This is a genomic window from Neorhizobium sp. NPDC001467, assembly GCF_050275975.1.
GTDB lineage: Bacteria > Pseudomonadota > Alphaproteobacteria > Rhizobiales > Rhizobiaceae > Neorhizobium.
The window spans coordinates 157,525-177,421 of sequence record NZ_JBNNPS010000005.1 but is presented as its reverse complement, the minus strand read 5'-3'; the positions used below and the strand labels follow the sequence as shown (position 1 = coordinate 177,421).

Annotated in this window: 15 protein-coding genes; 9 read left to right on the top strand and 6 right to left on the bottom strand. The window is 61.8% G+C overall.

Annotated elements, in window-relative coordinates:
• Positions 1-28: 28 nt before the first annotated feature.
• Positions 29-631, top strand: coding sequence for an NUDIX domain-containing protein (locus ACQKKX_RS12750; protein ID WP_427571063.1), 603 nt, complete (start codon positions 29-31; stop codon positions 629-631).
• Between the two features lie 289 nt (positions 632-920).
• On the opposite strand, the gene purN is transcribed toward ACQKKX_RS12750, so the two are convergent.
• Entirely contained in the window at positions 921-1,601 is a 681-nt protein-coding gene (purN, locus tag ACQKKX_RS12745; RefSeq protein ID WP_427571062.1) for a phosphoribosylglycinamide formyltransferase, read from the bottom strand.
• Positions 1,598-2,674 carry a phosphoribosylformylglycinamidine cyclo-ligase gene (gene purM / locus ACQKKX_RS12740; RefSeq protein ID WP_427571061.1) on the bottom strand — a complete coding sequence of 359 codons (1,077 nt, stop codon included), beginning with the start codon at positions 2,672-2,674 and terminating at the stop codon, positions 1,598-1,600. The genes purN and purM overlap by 4 nt, the downstream gene beginning before the upstream one ends.
• A 287-nt stretch (positions 2,675-2,961) precedes the next feature.
• Between purM and ACQKKX_RS12735 the strand changes: the two genes are divergently transcribed.
• From ACQKKX_RS12735 to ACQKKX_RS12715, 5 genes are all read left to right on the top strand, one after another.
• Complete coding sequence (locus ACQKKX_RS12735) at positions 2,962-4,125, top strand: AI-2E family transporter (protein ID WP_427571060.1); 1,164 nt, start codon at positions 2,962-2,964, stop codon at positions 4,123-4,125.
• Positions 4,122-4,841: a DnaA regulatory inactivator HdaA gene (gene hdaA / locus ACQKKX_RS12730; RefSeq protein ID WP_427571059.1), complete on the top strand. Its 720-nt coding sequence runs from the start codon at positions 4,122-4,124 to the stop codon at positions 4,839-4,841. The genes ACQKKX_RS12735 and hdaA overlap by 4 nt, the downstream gene beginning before the upstream one ends.
• Before the next feature lie 63 nt (positions 4,842-4,904).
• Positions 4,905-7,097 (top strand): RNA degradosome polyphosphate kinase, encoded by a 2,193-nt coding sequence (locus ACQKKX_RS12725; protein WP_427571058.1) that lies wholly within the window; start codon positions 4,905-4,907, stop codon positions 7,095-7,097.
• A 20-nt stretch (positions 7,098-7,117) separates the two neighbouring features.
• Positions 7,118-8,638, top strand: a complete 1,521-nt coding sequence (ppx, locus tag ACQKKX_RS12720) for an exopolyphosphatase (RefSeq protein ID WP_427571057.1) — start codon at positions 7,118-7,120, stop codon at positions 8,636-8,638.
• Between the two features lie 106 nt (positions 8,639-8,744).
• On the top strand, positions 8,745-9,479 hold the full coding sequence (locus ACQKKX_RS12715) for a glycoside hydrolase family 19 protein (protein ID WP_427571056.1): 735 nt from the start codon (positions 8,745-8,747) through the stop codon (positions 9,477-9,479).
• Positions 9,480-9,815: 336 nt separating this feature from the next.
• On the opposite strand, the gene ACQKKX_RS12710 is transcribed toward ACQKKX_RS12715, so the two are convergent.
• From ACQKKX_RS12710 to ACQKKX_RS12700, 3 genes are all read right to left on the bottom strand, one after another.
• Positions 9,816-10,823, bottom strand: coding sequence for an aldo/keto reductase (locus tag ACQKKX_RS12710; RefSeq protein ID WP_427571055.1), 1,008 nt, complete (start codon positions 10,821-10,823; stop codon positions 9,816-9,818).
• Between the two features lie 283 nt (positions 10,824-11,106).
• Entirely contained in the window at positions 11,107-12,462 is a 1,356-nt protein-coding gene (locus ACQKKX_RS12705; protein ID WP_427571054.1) for an esterase-like activity of phytase family protein, read from the bottom strand.
• A 156-nt stretch (positions 12,463-12,618) separates the two neighbouring features.
• On the bottom strand, positions 12,619-13,512 hold the full coding sequence (locus ACQKKX_RS12700) for an AraC family transcriptional regulator (protein ID WP_427571053.1): 894 nt from the start codon (positions 13,510-13,512) through the stop codon (positions 12,619-12,621).
• Here ACQKKX_RS12700 and ACQKKX_RS12695 point away from each other — a divergent pair.
• Positions 13,511-13,918: a DUF2000 family protein gene (locus ACQKKX_RS12695; RefSeq protein ID WP_427571052.1), complete on the top strand. Its 408-nt coding sequence runs from the start codon at positions 13,511-13,513 to the stop codon at positions 13,916-13,918. The genes ACQKKX_RS12700 and ACQKKX_RS12695 overlap by 2 nt on opposite strands.
• Before the next feature lie 124 nt (positions 13,919-14,042).
• Here ACQKKX_RS12695 and rnd read toward each other — a convergent pair whose 3' ends face one another.
• Complete coding sequence (gene rnd / locus ACQKKX_RS12690) at positions 14,043-15,188, bottom strand: ribonuclease D (protein WP_427571051.1); 1,146 nt, start codon at positions 15,186-15,188, stop codon at positions 14,043-14,045.
• A gap of 501 nt (positions 15,189-15,689) precedes the next feature.
• On the opposite strand from rnd, the gene aspS reads away from it, so the two are divergent.
• Both aspS and ACQKKX_RS12680 read left to right on the top strand, forming a co-directional pair.
• Complete coding sequence (gene aspS, locus ACQKKX_RS12685; RefSeq protein ID WP_427571050.1) at positions 15,690-17,480, top strand: aspartate--tRNA ligase; 1,791 nt, start codon at positions 15,690-15,692, stop codon at positions 17,478-17,480.
• A gap of 178 nt (positions 17,481-17,658) precedes the next feature.
• Positions 17,659-19,776, top strand: coding sequence for a methyl-accepting chemotaxis protein (locus ACQKKX_RS12680; protein ID WP_427571049.1), 2,118 nt, complete (start codon positions 17,659-17,661; stop codon positions 19,774-19,776).
• The last annotated feature ends 121 nt before the right edge of the window (positions 19,777-19,897 follow it).

Here is a 19,897-nt window from a genome sequence, read left to right as displayed (position 1 = left end):
GCCGGCCAATCGAAAGACAGGAATGGACATGATCGACATCGACACCGCCGAAACCGAACGCGTGCGCCTTGTCGGCCGCCGAAACCTGTGGAAGGGCTTCGTGCAACTGGACATGCTCACCTTCGAGCAGCGCATGCCGAACGGCGATGTCGTCACGATTGATCGCGAGGTTCATGACCACGGCAATGCGGCCGCCATCCTGTTGCTGGACGTGAAGGAAGACCGGGTCGTTCTGGTAAGGCAGTTCCGCCCCGGCGCCTTCGTCAATGGTGATCCCGCTTTCATGCTGGAACTGCCGGCCGGCATCATCGACGATGGCGAAATATCTTCCGAGGCGGTGGTGCGCGAAGCGATGGAGGAAACCGGGTTCAGGATAGAGCAGCCGCATTATATCTGCGAAGTCCATGCCAGTCCCGGCGCTCTGACCGAAAGGCTTTCGCTTTTTGCCGCGGCAATCAGGACCGATGACAGGGTTGGTCTCGGCGGCGGGCTTGCGGGCGAGGGCGAGGACATCGAGGTTGTGACGCTTGGCCTCGACGAGGCCTATGGCATGATCACCACCGGTGGCATCACCGATGCGAAGACGATTATCGCACTGCAATGGGCCAAGCTCAATCGCGGCGTCCTGTGATCGGAACCTCGGCCGCAGCACGACGTTGGGATGGCGCTGACACTGTCGAGAGGCAGACGTCAGGGAGCCAGCAGCGGCACACCTTCCCGTGCCGCTGCTGCGCGTAACGGTTTGTCGAGCGTGGCGAGCGGCAGGTGCGACGCGAGATGCCGACGCCTCAGGGGTGCGGCTATTGCCTTCGCAAATCGCGGTGGTTTGATCGCCGCCACGCCAATAGCAAAGCCGTCGCGATGTCGACTGCTCCAGCCAATACAAGGAATGCTGAACGTCCGTAGCAGTCGATGACGGCTCAGAGACCGGCCGAAACGATCCTTTGGTCCGTACCGCTGGCATCCGCACCGGGTACGGAAACTGCCTTGCCACCTTCCATCCGCACCTTTTCTTCGGCCAGCGCTTTCAGTGCCAGAGGATAGAGCTTGTGCTCGACGGTCAGCACACGCGCCGCCAGCGTCTCGGACGTGTCACCGGCAAGCACTGGCACGGCCGCCTGGGCCACGATCGGGCCTTCATCCATGCCCTCCGTGACGAAATGCACGGAACAGCCGGCGATCTTCATGCCCGCATCGATGGCGCGCTGATGGGTGTGCAGGCCGGCGAAAAGCGGCAGCAGGGACGGGTGGATGTTGATGATCCGGCCTTCGTAACGGGAAACGAACGCGCCCGAGATCAGCCGCATGTAACCGGCAAGGCAGATGATGTCGGGCTTGATCACATCGAGCGCGTCGAGGATCGCCATTTCGTGCTCGATCTTGCTGCCATAGGCGCGGCGTTCGAACACCCGGGTCATGATGCCACGCGCGGCCGCCTTGGCAAGCCCGCCGGCATCCGGCTTGTCGGAAATGACGGCAACGATCTCGGCCGGGAAGCCTTGAGAGGCGCAGGCGTCGGCGAGCGACACCATGTTGGAACCGCCGCCCGAGATGAAGACGACGACGCGCTTGCGGCCACAAACCGGTTCAACCGATATCATAGGCCAAGCGTGCCCTTGTATACGGTGCCTGCGCCGCCTTCTTCGCGCGCAACGATGCGGCCAAGCTGCACGACGGTTTCGCCCTCAGTGGCCAGCGCCTCGGTCACGGTCTGTGCGTTTTCAGCCGCAACGACGACGATCATGCCGACGCCGCAGTTGAAGGTGCGCAGCATTTCATTAGGCGCAACGCCGCCGGTCTTCGCGAGCCACGAGAACACGGCCGGAACCGGGATGTTGCCGAGTTCTATTTCGGCAGCCAGATGATCAGGCAGGACGCGCGGAATATTGTCCGGAAAACCACCACCGGTGATGTGGGCGAGTGCCTTGAGGGCACCGGTGTTGCGGATCGCGGTCAGAAGCGGCTTCACATAGATGCGGGTCGGCGTCAGCAGGGCTTCGCCGAGTGTCTTGCCGTCCGCGAACGGGGCAGGGGCGTCCCAGCTCAGGCCCGAAAGATCGACGATCTTGCGCACCAGCGAAAAGCCGTTTGAGTGAACGCCGGAAGAGGTGAGACCGAGAATGACGTCGCCTTCGGCCAGATCACCGGCCGGCAGAAGCTTGCCACGCTCGGCTGCGCCGACGGCAAAGCCGGCGAGATCGTAGTCACCTTCGGAGTACATGCCGGGCATCTCGGCGGTCTCGCCACCGATCAGCGCGCAACCGGCCTGACGGCAGCCTTCGGCAATCCCAAGAACGATGGCTGCACCCTGTTCCGGGTCGAGCTTGCCGGTGGCGTAATAGTCGAGGAAGAGCAGCGGCTCGGCTCCCTGCACGACGAGATCGTTGACGCACATGGCGACAAGGTCGATGCCGACGGTATCGTGACGGTTGGCGTCGATGGCGATCTTCAGCTTGGTGCCGACGCCGTCATTGGCGGCAACCAGGATCGGGTCGTTGAAACCTGCCGCCTTGAGATCGAACAGGCCGCCGAAGCCGCCGATTTCGCCATCGGCGCCGGGGCGGCGCGTCGAGCGCACGGCCGGCTTGATCTTTTCAACCATCAGATTGCCTGCATCGATATCGACGCCCGCATCGCTGTAGGTCAGACCGTTCTTGCCCGCCGCCTCGCTCATCGCATCTTCTCCAGTGAAGCTGTCGCATGTCTGCCGGAACGCCTGCGTAAACGCTGAAGCCAAGCGAAGCCCGGTCGGATGCATGCATGAAATCGTTTGGCCCGCCATGGCACGACGGGCCTTCGGATGCAAGCGCCGCCATGGGTTGCCCGTGCTTTTCGGCTTCGTTCACAGGCTTTTGCCCGAGGCGATCCACAGACGCCCGCTTATCCCGCCGCCCAAGCTTGACCTTCCCCGGTGCCGCCTTCATATCCCAACTGCACGGAACACGGCCGGAAGGACCACTCATGCCCTATCATGTCAGCGGAAGCAGTCTGCGGCGCTATATCTATTTCTGGCTCGTCGTCTTCCTGCTGTTCGTCGTTTTCCTGTGGTTCTTCCGCACCATCCTTCTGCCCTTCGTGGCGGGCATGGCGCTTGCCTATTTCCTCGATCCGGTAGCCGACTGGCTGGAGCGGCGCGGCCTCAGTCGCATGATGGCGTCGGTACTGATCCTTGTCGGCTTCGTACTGATTTTCGCCCTGTCGCTGATGCTGGTCATTCCGGTGGTCGTCAACCAGTTCAGCCAGTTCGCGGCAGCACTTCCGGGCTATATCAGCCAGTTGCAGCAGATCCTCTCCAGTCCCGAAACCTCGGTCCTGCCCGGATGGGTGACGAGCCAGGTCGAGACGGTCAAGGACAATTTCTCCGAGGTGCTGAGCCAGGGGGCCGGGTTCGTCGGTACGCTGTTCGCGCAGGTCTGGAATTCCGGCAAGGCGATCGTCGACGTCGTGTCGCTTCTCATCGTCACCCCGGTCGTTGCCTTCTATCTGCTGCTGGATTGGGACCGCATGGTCAGCAAGGTCGATAGCTGGGTGCCCCGCGATCAGGTGCAGGTGGTGCGACAACTCGCCCGCGAAATGGATCGCTCGGTCGCCGGCTTCATCCGCGGTCAGGGCTCGCTCTGCCTCATCCTCGGCATTTTCTATGCGGTCGGCCTGTCGCTGGTCGGCCTCAATTTCGGCCTGCTGATCGGTTTCGTCGCCGGCATGATCTCGTTCATTCCCTATATCGGTTCGCTGATTGGTCTCGTCCTGTCGGTCGGCGTCGCGCTGGTGCAGTTCTGGCCGGAATATACCTGGATCATTGCGACGGCCGCCGTGTTCTTTCTCGGCCAGTTCATCGAGGGTAACATCCTGCAGCCCAAGCTTGTCGGCTCCAGCGTCGGCCTGCATCCGGTCTGGTTGATGTTTGCGCTGTTTGCCTTCGGCGCCATGTTCGGCTTCGTCGGCCTCCTGGTCGCCGTCCCAGCCGCCGCCATGGTTGGTGTTCTTGTCCGCTTCGTCCTGTCGCGATATCTTGACAGCGACATGTATTACGGGCGTTCGGAAGCGCTGCCATGGGAGGAGGATAGAGCCTCCGCGGTAGACCATGCCGGGACTAACCAGATTACCGTCCAGAAATCAGAATGAGCGAAAACGGCAGGCAGACGCAAAAGCGCAGCGAGCAACTGGCGCTGTCCTTTTCCCACGACCCGGCAACGGGCCGTGACGATCTGCTCGTGTCCGGCCCGGTCAGCGCCGCCGTTGCCATTGTCGACAACTGGCCCGCCTGGCCGTCGCCGGTCATCGTGCTTGCCGGTCCCGCCGGTTCCGGCAAAACCCATCTGGCCAGCATCTGGCGCGACAAAAGCGGCGCGCGCGATATTCACCCGCTGCCGGGCCAGCACGCCAGCCGGTTTGCGGCCGACGGCCCGGTCCTGTTCGAGGATGCCGACCGTCGCGGCTTTGACGATACCGAGTTGTTCCATGTCATCAACAGCGTGCGCGAGAACGGGTCGAGCCTGCTGATGACGGCGCGCACATGGCCTTCGGCCTGGGGCGTGACCCTGCCCGACCTGCGCTCGCGGCTGAAGGCTGCAACCATCGTCGAGATCGGCGAGCCGGACGAGGACCTTCTGGCGCAGGTGATCGTCAAGCTGTTTGCCGATCGCCAGCTTAATATCGATGACAAGATTGTCGCCTATATCGTGGCGAGGATGGAACGGTCGCTTGCCGCCGCGCAGCATATCGTCGAACGGATCGATCGGCTGGCGCTTTCGCGCGGCACCCGTATCAACCGCAGTCTTGCGGCCGAGGTTCTTGAAAGCTTCGGCGAGGAACGCGGCGTCGACGAAGCGGAAGGTTGACTGTCACAGTTCCGTCGTCAAAACGTTATACCGCCGCAAGGTCACTATTTCAGGGGATGGACAATGGACCAGATCGCCGACACGCATGAAGCTCAGGACATCGAGGTGACCCCGAGCTTCGACGAGTTGATCGCCAGCCCCGAACGCTTCATCAACCGCGAATTTTCCTGGCTGCAGTTCAATCGGCGTGTTCTTGAAGAGACGCTCAACACCGATCATCCGCTCTTGGAGCGCATCCGCTTCCTGTCGATTTCGGCCGCCAATCTCGACGAGTTCTTCATGGTCCGCGTTGCCGGCCTCGAAGGCCAGGTACGCCAGAACATTCTCGTGCGCAGTCCCGACGGCAAGACGCCGGCCGAGCAGCTTGAAGAAATCCTCAAGGAAATCGATAACCTGCAGATGGAGCAGCAGGCGTCGCTTGCCGTTCTGCAGCAATATCTCGCCCAGGAAGATATCCTGATCGTTCGCCCGGCAGCGCTAACCGAGGAAGATCGCAACTGGCTGGCGACCGATTTCGAGGAGGACCTCTTCCCGGTCCTGACGCCGCTTGCCATCGATCCGGCGCATCCGTTCCCGTTCATCCCCAATCTCGGCTTTTCGATGGGTCTGCAACTGCACAGCAAGCTTGGCCGCGAGCCAATGACGGGTCTGCTGCGCCTGCCCACGACGCTGGATCGCTTCATCCGCCTGCCGGATGCCGGAACGACCGTCCGCTACATCACGCTCGAAGACGTGGTCAGCATGTTTACCGACCGCCTTTTCCCCGGTTACGAGGTCAGGGGCGCCGGTACGTTCCGCATCATCCGCGACAGCGATCTGGAAGTCGAGGAAGAGGCCGAAGACCTCGTGCGGTTCTTCGAGACGGCGCTCAAGCGTCGCCGCCGCGGCAAGGTTATCCGCATCGAAACCGATTCCGAAATGCCCGCCTCGCTGCGCCAGTTCGTGGTGCAGGAACTCGGCGTGCCAGAAAACCGCGTCGCCGTTCTGCCGGGCCTCCTGGCGCTGAACACGATATCCGAGATCGCCAAGGCGCCCCGCGATGACCTGCGATTTCCACCCTACAATGCGCGATTTCCCGAACGCGTCCGCGAACACGCCGGAGACTGCCTCGCCGCCATCCGCGAAAAGGACATGGTGGTTCACCATCCGTACGAAAGTTTCGACGTGGTGGTGCAGTTCCTTCTGCAGGCGGCGCGCGACCCCGACGTGCTTGCCATCAAGCAGACCCTCTACAGAACCTCCAACGACAGCCCCATCGTCAGAGCCCTGATCGATGCCGCCGAAGCCGGCAAGTCGGTGACGGCGCTGGTCGAGCTGAAGGCGCGCTTCGACGAAGAGGCGAACATCCGCTGGGCGCGCGACCTCGAACGCGCCGGCGTGCAGGTCGTGTTCGGTTTCATCGAGCTGAAAACGCACGCCAAAATGTCGATGGTCGTGCGCCGCGAAGACGGCAAGCTGCGCACCTATTGCCATCTCGGCACCGGCAACTATCACCCGGTGACCGCCAAGATCTACACCGACCTGTCATTCTTCACCTGCAACCCGAAGATCGGCCACGACATGGCCAATATCTTCAACTTCATCACCGGTTACGGCGAGCCGACCGAAAGCATGAAGCTGGCGGTTTCGCCCTACACGCTGCGTCCGCGCATCCTGCGTCATATCGAGGAGGAGATCGCGCATGCAACCGCCGGCAAGCCGGCCGCCATCTGGATGAAGATGAACTCGCTTGTCGATCCGGAAATCATCGATGCGCTTTACCGCGCCAGCCATGCCGGCGTCGAGGTCGATCTCGTCATCCGCGGCATCTGCTGCCTGCGACCGCAGGTTCAGGGTCTGTCCGACAATATCCGCGTCAAGTCTATCGTCGGCCGCTTCCTCGAACACAGCCGCATTTTCTGCTTCGGAAACGGCTTTGGCCTGCCATCGGAAAAGGCGCTTGTCTATATCGGCTCGGCCGACATGATGCCGCGCAATCTCGACCGCCGCGTCGAGACGCTGGTGCCGCTCCTCAATCCCACCGTGCATGAACAGGTTCTTTCACAGATCATGCTGGGCAATCTCATTGACAATCAGCAGAGCTACGAGATATTGCCCGACGGCACGTCACGGCGGATGGAGGTTCGTCATGGAGAGGAACCTTTCAACGCCCAGCAGTATTTCATGACCAACCCGTCTCTTTCGGGACGCGGGGAAGCATTGAAATCGAGTGCGCCGAAACTGATCGCGGGCGTCATGTCCGGACGAAAGAAATAAGGCCCAAATTATAGGCTCGCATGGTACGAACAGAAGCTCAGGGGCGCGTCCAGGGTAGCGCTCCTGTTTCCGTTATCGACATCGGCTCGAACTCCGTTCGGGTCGTCATCTACGAAGGCCTTTCCCGCGCGCCGACGACGCTTTTCAACGAAAAGGTGTTGTGTGGTCTCGGCAAGGGATTGGGTTCGAGCGGCCGTATGGATCCGGAGGCGGTCGAGCGGGCATTGGCGGCCTTGCGGCGTTTCAAGGCGCTGTCGCTACAGGCTGGTGCGACGGAGATCTATGTTCTCGCCACCGCTGCCGCCCGCGAAGCTTCCAACGGTCCCGAATTCATCCGCGACGTCGAGGCAATCCTCGGTCAGAAACCGCAGGTCTTGTCCGGCGAGGAAGAAGCCTATTATTCCGCGCTCGGCGTCACCAGCGGTTTCCATCACGCCGATGGCATTGCCGGCGATCTTGGCGGTGGCTCGCTGGAACTTATTGATATTCACGACCATGAGCTTGGCAAGGGCATCACCCTGCCGCTCGGGGGCTTGCGCCTTTCGGAATATTCGGGGGGTTCGATCGCCAAGGCGCGTGCCTTTGCGCGTCAACAGGTCAGGTCCGCCAAACTGCTGGAAAAAGGGCAGGGGCGGACCTTCTACGCGGTCGGCGGCACGTGGCGCAATCTGGCCAAACTGCATATGGAAATGCGCGACTACCCGCTCCACATGATGCAGGGTTACGAACTGCCGCTTGCCGATATGCAGGCTTTCCTGAAGGACATCGTCGACGGCACCGCTGCCAAAAGCCCGGCCTGGCAGGCCGTTTCGAAGAACCGTCGTGCGCTCCTGCCTTTCGGCGCCGTCGCCATGCAGGAAGTGCTGGCGGTGATGAAGCCGTCGCGCATCATCGTGTCGGCGCAAGGGGTGCGGGAAGGTTACCTCTATTCGAAACTGTCGGCCGAGGAAAAGGCCTCCGACCCGCTGCTGGTTGCCGCTGATCAACTGGCCATCCTGCGTGCCCGTTCGCCCGAACATGCCCGCGAGCTTGCCGACTGGACCGGTCGCATGGTGCCGGCCTTCGGTATCGAGGAAAGCGAGGAAGAAAGCCGCTATCGCCGCGCCGCCTGCCTTCTCGCAGATATCAGCTGGCGCGCCCATCCAGATTATCGCGGGTTGCAGGCGCTCAACATCATTGCCCATTCATCCTTCACCGGCATCACGCATGCGGGCCGCGCCTATATCGCGCTTGCCAATTATTACCGGTTCGAAGGCTTGAGCGATAACGGCGCTACCGGCCCCTTGGCGGCCATCGGCACACCGCGCCTGCTGGTGCTGGCAAAACTGCTTGGCGGCCTGTTGCGCGTCGTCTATCTGTTTTCGGCCTCCATGCCGGGCATCATCAACCACCTGCGTTTCCAACCGTCGGCCCAATCGGATATCGATCTGGAATTCGTCGTTCCCGCGGCCTATCGCGATTTCGCCGGTGAGCGGCTGGATGGTCGCCTGCAGCAGCTTTCCAAGCTGACTGGCAAGCAACTGGCCTTCCGCTATGAGTAAGCGCCAGCTGGCGGAATCCGAGCCATAACCTGAGGTTGTGATTATCGGCTCGCACTCGGAGATAAACTGTGCTATTGTCACATTATTTCACGAGGATACAGGCGATATGGTGCTGGTGCTGGGGGAGGCGGACTGGCGTGCAATCTTTCCGCGCGCGCCCACATCCGTTGTCGAGGCCTTTGTCGGCGGCGCGGCCCTGTTGGCCGTTGCCGGGATCACCATGAGCCGCACCCGGCTTGCCTATGCCCTGGCGAATGTCGCGCATGAATGCGACGGTTATGCGCTGCCGGCACTGACCGAGAATATCCATTATTGCGCCGAGAGCGTGGCCCGCACATGGCCGACGCGTTTTCCCGATGCCGCGGCTGTGCGCAAGGCCTATGGAACGGGCTACGGTTGGCAGCAGAAAGCGATCGACGAGGTTTACGGCGAGCGCATGGGCAATGGCCGCGGCACGAACGACGGATCGCGCTACATCGGCCGCGGCGGCCCGCAATTGACCGGCCGTGAGGAATATTGGGAAGTCGGCCAACGATGCGGCCTTGATCTCGTCAACCGGCCGGAGCTGGCCGCGCAACCCCGGTTCCAGCCGGCCATTCTTGCAGCATTCTGGAGCTGGAAAGGGCTGAACGCCCAAGCCGATGCCGGCAATTTTCACGGTTGTGTGGAGAAATGGAAAGGCCGTCGCATCGGTATCGCCGATCGCGAAGCCCGTATCGCGGGTCGGGATACCATGTTGAGCCGTCTGATGAATCTCGCGGCGCTGATGCCTGTGCTCGAACCGATCAGACCGGCTCCAACGATTCCCGCAGCCCTGGCGCCTCGACGTTGTTCGATCTGAACGGATCGGCGCCGAGGTCTTCAGAGCCGCGTTATGGCGGGCACAGCCCGGACAAGGCGCGGGTCCGCGTTCTTGATAGGGCGATCCTGGTGTCCGCTGGGCTCCATATGGGGGGATTTCGCGCCTAGGGTCAGCCACTAATTTTTAGAGCGAAAGCTGAGGTGGACGGTCCATTCCGATCAGAGCACAGGTCGGGACGCGCGGCATACGGGCGGGATCCCGGGTGTTTCCGCCCGCACGCGTGACAACTTTCGGGCGACCGCGATCCGGGCGCAATCCAGCTCTGATCCGTCACATGCATCGGGGCCCCTGCGACAGGCGCCCCGATGCGAGGTATTACGCGGGCAGCGGGGCCTGCGGATTGACGAGGCCCTCGGAGCGCAGTTCCCGCCAGAATTCGGCCGGGACGGTTTCTCGAAGCGCTGCCCCATCTTCGGCGATGCGCGACGGCTGGCTGGCGCCCGGAATGACCGCGGCGACCGCCGGGTTGGCCAGGGAAAACTGCAGCCCCGCCGCTTTCATGCTGACGCCGTGACGGTCGGCGATGGCCTTGATCCTGTCGATCCTCGTCTTCATGTCCGGCTTGATCGGCGCATATTCGAAATTCGGTCCGCCCACGAGTGCGCCCGAACTGTAGGGGCCACCGGCCACGACACCGAGGCCGCGCTCCGCCACCATCGGCATCAGCCGTTGCAGCGCCCTGTCATGGTCGAGAAGCGTATAACGACCCGCCAAAAGAAATGCGTCCGGCTTAGGCTCGTCGAGTTCCAGCACCAGTTCGATCGGCTCGACCCGGTTGACGCCGAGTCCCCAGGCCTTGATCACACCCTCGTCACGCAGGCGGTCGAGTGCACGGAAGGCGCCCTTGCGGGCCTCCTCGAATTTTTCGAGCCAGATATCGCCCCAGAAATCCTGTGCCAGGTCGTGCACGAAGGCGATCTCGATATGGTCCGTCCTCAAGCGTTTGAGACTGCCTTCGATGGAGCGCAGGGTGGCATCGTGACCATAGTCCTGGACCACCTTGTTCGGCCGTCCGTGACCGAACAGGCCCACCTTTTCTCCGGGCTCGCGGTCGCTGCGCTCCTCGACCTCGTCAAGGATCACGCGGCCGACCTTGGTGGAGATCACATACTCGTCGCGCGGCTTGCCGGACAACGCCTCGCCCATGCGGATTTCGGCAAGACCGGCGCCGTAAAACGGGGCGTTGTCGTAATAACGGATGCCGTCGTTCCATGCCGCCTCGACCGTGGCCAGCGCCTCTTCCTGCGGAATGTCGCGGTACATGTTGCCGAGCGGTGCCGCGCCGAAACCGATCCGACCGGGTAGAATATCCTTGAGCGCCATAGTGACTTGATCCTTTCTTGAGCCGAGGTTTTGATCAGAACGTAACTTCGGCCCTCGCTGCCAACCTCTCAACCGGTCAGGTGGGGACGCCCCCGGCATGCGTCAACCGCCAGGAGCGGCGACGGCGTCTCAACAAGAATTGTACCGGACGGGCCAATGAGCAGAGCCCGCGCTCGCACGCCGGCACGCACGAAATCCCGCGGCAGTCGTCTTAATCGAAGAAGGGAAACGCCCGGCTTTCACCGCGCGTTTCCCCCTTGTCGAAGCATTGAGGTGCTGAGACTTATTTCGCCGACAGAAACTCGCCGACTTCCAGCAGGCTGAACTCGTTGTCGTCGGCCTTGTCGACGGCGCGGCCGGCAGAGAAGGGCAGGTTGTTGTCATTGCCGATGACGATATGGGTGGCATCGACCACATCGACATTCTCGATCGTGACGAACGGCATGTCGTAGATGCCGTCCTTCGATCCGGCCTTCTTCTTGCCGTCGGGATCCTTGATGTTCATGAGGTCGATATAGCCGATCTTGCGCACGGCCTTGCCGACATTGGCTTCGCTCATCTCGATCTTGTAGACGCGTTTCAGTTCGGCCGGTGCGTCGAAGCAATCCGGCTTCGGCTGTTTCGGATCGGCGCAGGCCTTGTCCTTCGTGCCGGCGCCATTGTCTCGCTCGATGACGAGGGCCGTCGTGTCGTCGATCATGTTGAAATCGCCGATCGCAACGCCCTTTTCGGCAAGCGGATAAAGCCAGGAGCGGCCGGTCCAGTTTTTCGAAGCGATGTCGAATTCGATGACGCGCAGCGTCGTGCGACCGTCGGCCTGTTCGACCTTGCCGTCTTCGAGAAAGAGCGGACCTTCGAGCAGGCCGTAAAGCTTGGAGCCGTCCTTCGACATGGCCAGGCCTTCATAGCCGCCGGAGCGTTTCAGGTTGAAGACCGGCAGCTTGGCAGCCGGATTGGCCGGCATGACCAGGGTTGGGTTGTCGGGAGACTTGACAGGCTTGCCATCGACCATGGTCGCGACAACGTCCGTCAACTGGCCGAGCGCATCGACCTTGATGAGATAGGGGCCGAACTCCTCGCCGAGCCAGAAGCCGTCGCCGACCGGCTGGATGGACTCGATGTCGAAATCGGCGCCTGTCAGGTAACGCTTCTCCGTTCCTTCCATGACGATCGGGAAGGGCGCAATGCGGTTGGGATCGGACAGGAAGATGTTCTTGAGCACCTCGACCTTGTTGGTCGCCCAGTCGAATTTGACCTGATGCAGGAAAAGCATGGCATCGGAGGAGTTTGCCTTGGAGCCGAAGCCGTTGTCGGACAAGCTCCAGAACGTGCCGACGGCCATGGTCTTGATCCCGGAAAAGCCCTGGATCGGCTGGCCATCGAAGGGCAGTTTGACATCGGTGACGCGGGCGCCGTCCTTGCCATCGACGGTGCCGAGCTTTTCGACGCGTTTGCCGGGCGTCGTGAACTTGCCCGAGGTCTTGAGGAAGTCCGGTGCGTCGGCGGGAGCCGGAGTGACTGTGTTGGCGGGAAGAAGGGCCTGTCCAGCAAGCTTTGCCGGATATTCCTTGTCGTCCGCAATGGCGGCGCCGGCAAACAGAGCGGCAGCAGCAACGGTGCTGAGAAGAAGTCGGATCATGGATCACCTGTGTTAGGGGTCTCGGACACAGGATCGCATTAAGCGGCGCGCATGACGCTCAGGTGATCGTCATTTGACAGATCGATGAATGTTGCCCGGCTGATTTTCGTAATGCCTATCAAGCATTCGGCGTATCGTGGCAGTCGCACGAGACGTCTATTGCAGGTTCTTTCGCCATGCCAGCCAACGTCCCGGTGTGATGCCGAAAGCCCTGCGGAAATGGCGTGTCATATGCGCCTGATCGGCAAATCCGGCATCGGCGGCCGCGTCCGCCAACTTGCCGCCCGCGGCTAGAAACTGCTTCGCGTGGTCCAGCCGCCGCATGACAAGGTAACGATGCGGACTGGTGCCCAGTACGCGACGGAACTGCCGGGCGAGTTCATAGCGGTCGAGCCCGCTTGCCGCTTCCAACGTGTCGGAGCGAATGTCCTTACTGCTGCAGTCCTTGAGAACGTCGCGTGCGCGCAAAACCGCGGCGCGTGCGGCTGCATGCACCATGCGGTGGCGGTCGCCGGCCTGCCGTCTCAGCCCGGCTTCCACTCGCATCACCACATCATCCACAACAAGGTCGCCCGGTTCGTGGTCGAGATCGCAGAGAATGTCGGCGAGCGCGGACCACAGACCCATGTCGCTCACAACCGGATCGGGGACAAAGGGCAGGGCGGTACAATGTCCGTTGACCGCGCCAATCAGCTCCGGTGGCAGATAGATCATCCGGTAGATCAGACCATCTTCTGTGCCGGCCGCACCATCATGCACTTCGTCGGGATGCAGGACGATGACATTGCCGGGATTGCTGAAACGCTCGGCCCCCCGATAGCGAAAGGTCTGCACGCCATGCAATGTCAGCCCCAGCGCATAGGTATCGTGCCGGTGCGGCGAAAAACCGCTACCGTGAAACCGTGCCTCGATGCGCTCGATCCCGCGTGATGATGCGGCAATGCGCATGCCATCGATGAAGCTCGGCTTGCACGAATGTTCAAGACCGTTCGCCGCGCTCGGCGCTAATGGCTCTGTTTCTCGAAAACCGTGAACGGAGTTCTGCTGCATGTTCGACACCAAGATTGCCATCGTGATCCGCGATGACCTTGCCACCTGGCAAAAGCTCAACGTCACCGCCTTCCTCACGAGCGGCATCGTCGCCCAGTCGCCGGCGATCATTGGCCAAGCTTACCGGGATGCGCAGGGCCATGTCTACAATCCGATGACCATTCAGCCGATCGTGGTGCTCGCGGCCGATCAGGAGGGGCTGCGGACAATTCACCGCCGCGCGCTGGATCGCGGCGTGATGACCTCTGCCTATATCGAGGAAATGTTTGCAACGGGCGACGATGCCGCCAATCGCGCGGTGTTCTTGCAGTTCGGTCCCGAGGATGCAAAGCTTGTGGGCATCGCGCTGAGATCGGACAAGAAGCTGGTCGACAAGATCACCAAAGGGGCGAGAATGCATCCGTGAACATCGCCCGGCGGGTTAAACGGGACCCGTGGCAGGCACACCAAGTCACCGTTGTCTTCGCGCGATAGCGCCCATCGGACGCCCCAGTCCGGCGGTTATCGATCCGGATCTGTCACAGGGCGTGCTAAAGCTCGACCGCCTCGACCTTTTTGTCGACGAAGCGCAGCGCCACCCCGCCATTGATCAGGCGCAGCGCCATGTCGCCGAACAGATCGCGGCGCCAGCCCGACAGCGCGCCGACCTGCGCGTTTTCGCCGTCGGCGGCAATCTTCTCCAGATCGTCGGTGTTGGCGATGATCTTGGCCGCCACGCCTTGGCGGTCCGAGACGAGTTTCAGCAGGACCTTGAGCAGTTCCACTGCCGCGGCGGTGCCCTCCGGCACGTGAACATGTTTTGGCGCATGCGGCATTTCGGTTTTCGGCAGCGCCAGCGCGGCATTGACCGCCTCGATGATCGCCTGGCCGGAAGCGGAACGCTCCCAGCCTTTCGGGATCGTACGAAGCCGGCCGAGCGCTTCGGTATCCTTCGGCTGCTGCTGGGCGACCTCGTAAAGCCCGTCGTCCTTCAACACGCGCGAGCGCGGTACGTTTCGGCTGCGCGCCTCGCGTTCGCGCCAGGCTGCCACGAATTTCAGGATAGCCAGCTCGGTCGGCTTGCGCAGACGCGATTTCAACCGCAGCCAAGCGTCATCCGGATGCATGTCATAGGTGGAGGCGCTTTCCAGCACCGCCATTTCCTCGCTCACCCACAGGGCGCGACCTTCGCGCTCCAGCTGTTGCTTCAGCGACAGATAGACATCACGCAGATGGGTAACGTCGGCGGCGGCGTAATCCAGCTGCTTGTCGGTGAGCGGCCTACGGCTCCAGTCCGTGAAGCGAGACGACTTGTCGATCTGCACGCCCTTGATCCGGCTGACGAGCTGGTCATAGGAGATCGAATCCCCGTAGCCGCAGACCATGGCAGCGACCTGCGTATCGAAAATCGGGTGCGGAACGAGATTGCCGAGATGATGGATGATCTCGATATCCTGGCGCGCCGCATGAAAGACCTTGATCACAGACGCGTTTGCCATCAGCGCGAAGAACGGCGCCAGATCGATCCCCTTGGCGAGCGGATCGACGATCACTTCGAGATCGGGGCTTGCCATCTGGATAAGGCACAGTTCCGGCCAGAACGTCGTCTCCCTCAGGAACTCCGTGTCGATGGTGATGAATTCCGACTTTGCCAGCTGGAGGCAGGCTTTTTCGAGGGCAGCAGTGGTTTCGATCATTGTCTTCGTCAGGCGGGAAATAAAGGATCAACCTTCCTTTCTCTTTCAACCGCCCGTGTCAACCACAAGCGGTACGGATGTGGCGTGAAACTGCGGCAAGACGCCATGAAGTCACGCGAAATCGTGGCAAAGGTTCAGTCGGCCCCCGTTCAATACTGCACCACGCTCAGCTTAGTCTTAGACCGAAGCTGGCAAGCGAGTGTGCCAGGTAATCGCAGCAGCTCTGGAAACGCCCTGGATCCGCGGGCTGGTCCGGTTCGGCAGGAGCAGGCACCGTCCCGGGTCGACAGACGTCCTTGCCGAGCCTGGGTGTTTTCGCGCTCAGGCCTGAATGCCGACCCGCAAGGTGGCCAACCATCAGGTTCAGACATGCCCACATACCCGCAACCCTTGACAAATCGGGCCGCCCATGCGCTTTTCGCGCCGATTTTCCATGATTTCGGCCGGGCCGCTTCGCGCGCCCATGAAGGCCGTTCAAAGCATTAGTCCAGGATAAAAGACATGCACCGTTACCGCAGCCACACCTGTGCCGCCCTCCGCAAGTCGGATGTCGGCTCCAATGTCCGCATTTCCGGCTGGGTTCACCGCGTGCGAGATCATGGCGGCGTTCTGTTCGTCGACCTGCGCGACCATTACGGCATGACCCAGGTCGTCTGCGACCCGGATAGCCCCGCCTTCAAGTCGGCCGAAATCGTGCGTGGCGAATGGGTCATCCGCATCGACGGCGTGGTCAAGGCGCGTTCGGAAGACACCGTCAACAAGAACATGGCGACCGGCGAAATCGAACTTTACGCCAAGGAAATCGAAGTGCTTTCCGCCGCCAAGGAACTGCCGCTGCCGGTGTTCGGCGAGCCGGAATATCCGGAAGACGTGCGCCTGAAGTACCGCTTCCTCGACCTGCGCCGTGAAACGCTGCACAAGAACATCGTCAAGCGCACCCAGATCATCGCCGCCATGCGCCGCGAAATGACGGCCGGCGGCTTCACCGAATATTCGACGCCGATCCTGACCGCTTCCTCGCCGGAAGGCGCTCGTGACTTCCTCGTGCCGTCGCGTATCCATCCCGGCAAGTTCTTCGCCCTGCCGCAGGCACCGCAGCAGTACAAGCAGCTGATGATGGTTGCGGGTTTTGACCGTTATTTCCAGATCGCACCCTGCTTCCGCGATGAAGACCCGCGCGCCGACCGTCTGCCGGGCGAATTCTACCAGCTCGACCTCGAAATGAGCTTTGTCACCCAGGAAGAAGTCTGGGAGACGATGGAGCCGGTCATGCGCGGCATCTTCGAAGAGTTTGCAGAAGACAAGCCTGTCACCCAGGAATTCCCGCGCATCCCGTATGACGTCGCGATCCGCAAATACGGTTCCGACAAGCCGGACCTCAGAAACCCGATCGAGATGGAAGCTGTCACCGAGCATTTTGCCGGTTCCGGCTTCAAGGTGTTCGCCGGCATGATCGCGTCCAACCCGAAGGTCGAAGTCTGGGCGATCCCGGCCAAGACCGGCGGCTCCAGAGCATTCTGCGACCGCATGAACGCCTGGGCACAACAGCAGGGCCAGCCGGGCCTTGGCTACATCTTCTGGAAGGAAGAAGAGGGCAAGGTTGCCGGCTCCGGTCCGCTCGCCAAGAACATCGGCGAAGAACGCACCGCAGCGATTGCGGCTCAACTCGGTCTGGAAGCGGGCGATGCCTGCTTCTTCGTCGCCGGCGAACCGGAAAAGTTCTACAAGTTCGCAGGCGAAGCCCGTAACCGCGCGGCCGACGAGCTGGGGCTCGCCAACAAGGACCAGTTCGCGCTCTGCTGGATCGTCGACTTCCCGTTCTTCGAATATAACGAGGAAGACAAGAAGATCGATTTTGCCCACAACCCGTTCTCGATGCCGCAGGGCGGCCTCGACGCGCTGGAAAACCAGGATCCGCTGACGATCAAGGCCTACCAGTACGACATGGTCTGCAACGGTTTTGAAATCGCCTCGGGCTCGATCCGTAACCAGCTGCCGGAAGTCATGGTCAAGGCTTTCGAAATGGTCGGCCTTTCGCAGCAGGACGTAGAAGACCGTTTCGGCGGCCTCTACCGCGCCTTCCAGTACGGTGCGCCTCCGCATGGCGGCATGGCAGCCGGCGTCGACCGCGTCGTCATGCTCCTGACCGGTGCGAAGAACCTGCGCGAAATCACGCTGTTCCCGATGAACCAGCAGGCACAGGATCTGCTGATGGGGGCCCCCTCCGAAGCGACCCCGACCCAGCTGCGCGAACTGGCGATCCGCCCGATCCCGCCGGTGAAGAAAGACTGAGTTTTCGAAAGCTCTTGAAGAATGCAGCGGCGGCCTTAAGGTCGCCGTTCGTATTTTACGTTGTTGTAGCTGCCTGCCGTCATGAAAATGTCATTGTAATTTCATCTCGGATTTGAAGGTTCGTTAAAGTCCGTCGGGGCACAAGGCTGGCAAATTCAGTTCTTTCGAGGATTTTGCCTTGTCGTTCTTTTCAAATCTTCGGATTTCTCAACGCGTCCTGTTGCTGGCCATTCTGGCCTTTGCGGGCATTATTGCCATCGCCGCTATTTTTCTAGGGCAGCGCCAGATCGAGGACGGCTATCGTAGCGCGGCCGAGACGCTGTCGCAGCGCCGTGCGCAAGTCGCAGCCATGTCGGCCAGCGTCCGCGACAGCCTTCTCTGGGAACAGTATTTCCTGCTGCACAAGGACATGGCCGCTGTTGACAGGTTCTCCGCGGCAACCACGGAAGTGCGCACCATTCTCGACGGCCTGCGCGCAACCGCTGGCCCGGAACTCGTGGGTCAGCTCGACCAGCTGGGAAATGGCCTGACGGCTTATGAAACGAGCTTCGCCACGCTGGTGAAGAACGATCAGGAACTTGGTCTGGACCAGGACAGCGGCCTGCAGGGTGCCATGCGCTCGGCCGTGCATTCGATCGAAAACCGCCTTCAGACCGTCGAGGAAGCCGACATTCGCGTGAGCATGCTGATGCTGCGTCGTCACGAAAAGGATTTCATGCTGCGCGGCGATGCGTCCTATTTGGAAAAGCACGCAGCCGAAGCCGAGACCTTTGCCGCCCTGGTCAAGGAGGCCTTTCGTCCGGGTGCGCAGCGCAGCCGGGTTATGGACGGGCTCGAGGTCTATCGTTCCGCCTTCCGCCTTTACGCCGAGGCAAGCCTCAGGGAAGCGCAGAGCCAGAGGGACGTCTCCGCCGCCTACCAGGCGCTCGAGCCGCAGGTCCAGGCCGTCAGTGCCGCCTACGAAGCCAGGCGTGATGCGACGCTCGCCGAAAATACCCGCGTTGCCGAACGCAATCTTTTGATTGCCGCTGCTTTGATCGCCATCGCCATTGCCGCACTCGGCCTCGGCGTGTGGCTGATCGGCCGATCCATTACCCGACCGGTGGTGGCGATGACGACCGCCATGCGCAAGCTTGCCAGCGGCGAAACGGAGCTTGCCATTCCTTCGCTCGGCCGCCGCAACGAATTCGGCGCCATGGCCGGCGCGCTCGATACTTTCCGACAAGCGGCCATCGCCAACCGTCGACTGGAAGAGGAAGCGGCGCAGGCCCGCGCCAATGCGGAAGGCGAGCGTCTCCGCCTGCAGCGCCAGGCGGAAGCCGAGGCCCGTGCACGTCTGATGCAGGCGACCGAGGGCCTTGCCGATGGTCTGCGCCGTCTTGCCGGCGGAGATCTGGCCTTCGAACTGACTGAGCCTTTCGCGCCGGATTTCGAGAGCCTGCGCGGCGATCTCAACCAGACTGTCGCCCGTCTCGGCGACGTCATGGCCTCGATCGCCCACGCCGCTCAGGCCATCGATGGCGGCAGCCGGGAAATCGCCGGCAGCGCCGGCGACCTGTCCGGCCGAACCGAACGACAGGCGGCCTCGCTGGAAGAGACCGCATCTGCGCTGGAACAGATCACCGCCAATGTCCGCAATTCCGCCAAACGCGCGCAGGACGCCAACCGCATGGCTGGCGAAGCCGATGCCTCGGCCACCCAGACGCGGGTTCTCGTCACCGGCGCCCTGGAGGCGATGGGGCGTATCGAGGCATCGTCCCAGCGTATTGCCGGCATTATCGGCGTGATCGACGAGATCGCCTTCCAGACCAATCTTCTGGCGCTCAATGCCGGGGTTGAGGCGGCAAGGGCGGGGGAGGCCGGTCGCGGTTTCGCCGTCGTTGCGCAGGAAGTCCGCGCACTGGCTGGCCGATCCGCTGATGCTGCGCGCGAAATCAAGGAACTGATCCGCGTGTCAGGGATGGAAGTGACGGACGGCGTGCGTTCGGTACGAGAGACCGGCGAGGCGCTGACCGGCATCGGAAGCCGGGTCGAGGCCATCAATATCGAGGTTCAGGCGATCGCCCTCTCGTCGCGCGAGCAGTCCGTGGGCCTGAGCGAGATCAATACGGCCGTCAACCTGCTCGATCATAACACGCAACAGAACGCTGCCATGGTGGAGGAGAACAATGCCGCAAGCGCGCTTCTTCTCAATGAGGCGCAGCGCCTGCGCGACCTGGTTGGCCTGTTCAGGCTGACCGACGGCGCAACTCCCGCTTTTAGCGACAGCCGCGCGGCCTGGAAGCGGACAGCCTGATACGATGGCGAGCGCCCGCGTGAAAGCGGGCGATCCTGCATATTGCGGCAGGTTGCCTTGATATTTGTCCGAATGGGGCGGGCGGCGAAACGGAACCAAGTTCACGGAAGCGTGTTTCTAT

Excerpts from the sequence above, each read along its gene's own strand:
- hdaA (WP_427571059.1), top strand. The coding sequence starts at position 4,122 with ATGAGCGAAAACGGCAGGCAGACGCAAAAGCGCAGCGAGCAACTGGCG.
- aspS (WP_427571050.1), top strand. The coding sequence starts at position 15,690 with ATGCACCGTTACCGCAGCCACACCTGTGCCGCCCTCCGCAAGTCGGAT.
- ppx (WP_427571057.1), top strand. The coding sequence starts at position 7,118 with ATGGTACGAACAGAAGCTCAGGGGCGCGTCCAGGGTAGCGCTCCTGTT.
- rnd (WP_427571051.1), bottom strand. The coding sequence starts at position 15,188 with ATGATCGAAACCACTGCTGCCCTCGAAAAAGCCTGCCTCCAGCTGGCA.
- ACQKKX_RS12725 (WP_427571058.1), top strand. The coding sequence starts at position 4,905 with ATGGACCAGATCGCCGACACGCATGAAGCTCAGGACATCGAGGTGACC.
- ACQKKX_RS12700 (WP_427571053.1), bottom strand. The coding sequence starts at position 13,512 with ATGCAGCAGAACTCCGTTCACGGTTTTCGAGAAACAGAGCCATTAGCG.
- ACQKKX_RS12710 (WP_427571055.1), bottom strand. The coding sequence starts at position 10,823 with ATGGCGCTCAAGGATATTCTACCCGGTCGGATCGGTTTCGGCGCGGCA.
- ACQKKX_RS12705 (WP_427571054.1), bottom strand. The coding sequence starts at position 12,462 with ATGATCCGACTTCTTCTCAGCACCGTTGCTGCTGCCGCTCTGTTTGCC.
- ACQKKX_RS12695 (WP_427571052.1), top strand. The coding sequence starts at position 13,511 with ATGTTCGACACCAAGATTGCCATCGTGATCCGCGATGACCTTGCCACC.
- ACQKKX_RS12735 (WP_427571060.1), top strand. The coding sequence starts at position 2,962 with ATGCCCTATCATGTCAGCGGAAGCAGTCTGCGGCGCTATATCTATTTC.
- ACQKKX_RS12715 (WP_427571056.1), top strand. The coding sequence starts at position 8,745 with ATGGTGCTGGTGCTGGGGGAGGCGGACTGGCGTGCAATCTTTCCGCGC.
- ACQKKX_RS12750 (WP_427571063.1), top strand. The coding sequence starts at position 29 with ATGATCGACATCGACACCGCCGAAACCGAACGCGTGCGCCTTGTCGGC.
- purN (WP_427571062.1), bottom strand. The coding sequence starts at position 1,601 with ATGATATCGGTTGAACCGGTTTGTGGCCGCAAGCGCGTCGTCGTCTTC.
- purM (WP_427571061.1), bottom strand. The coding sequence starts at position 2,674 with ATGAGCGAGGCGGCGGGCAAGAACGGTCTGACCTACAGCGATGCGGGC.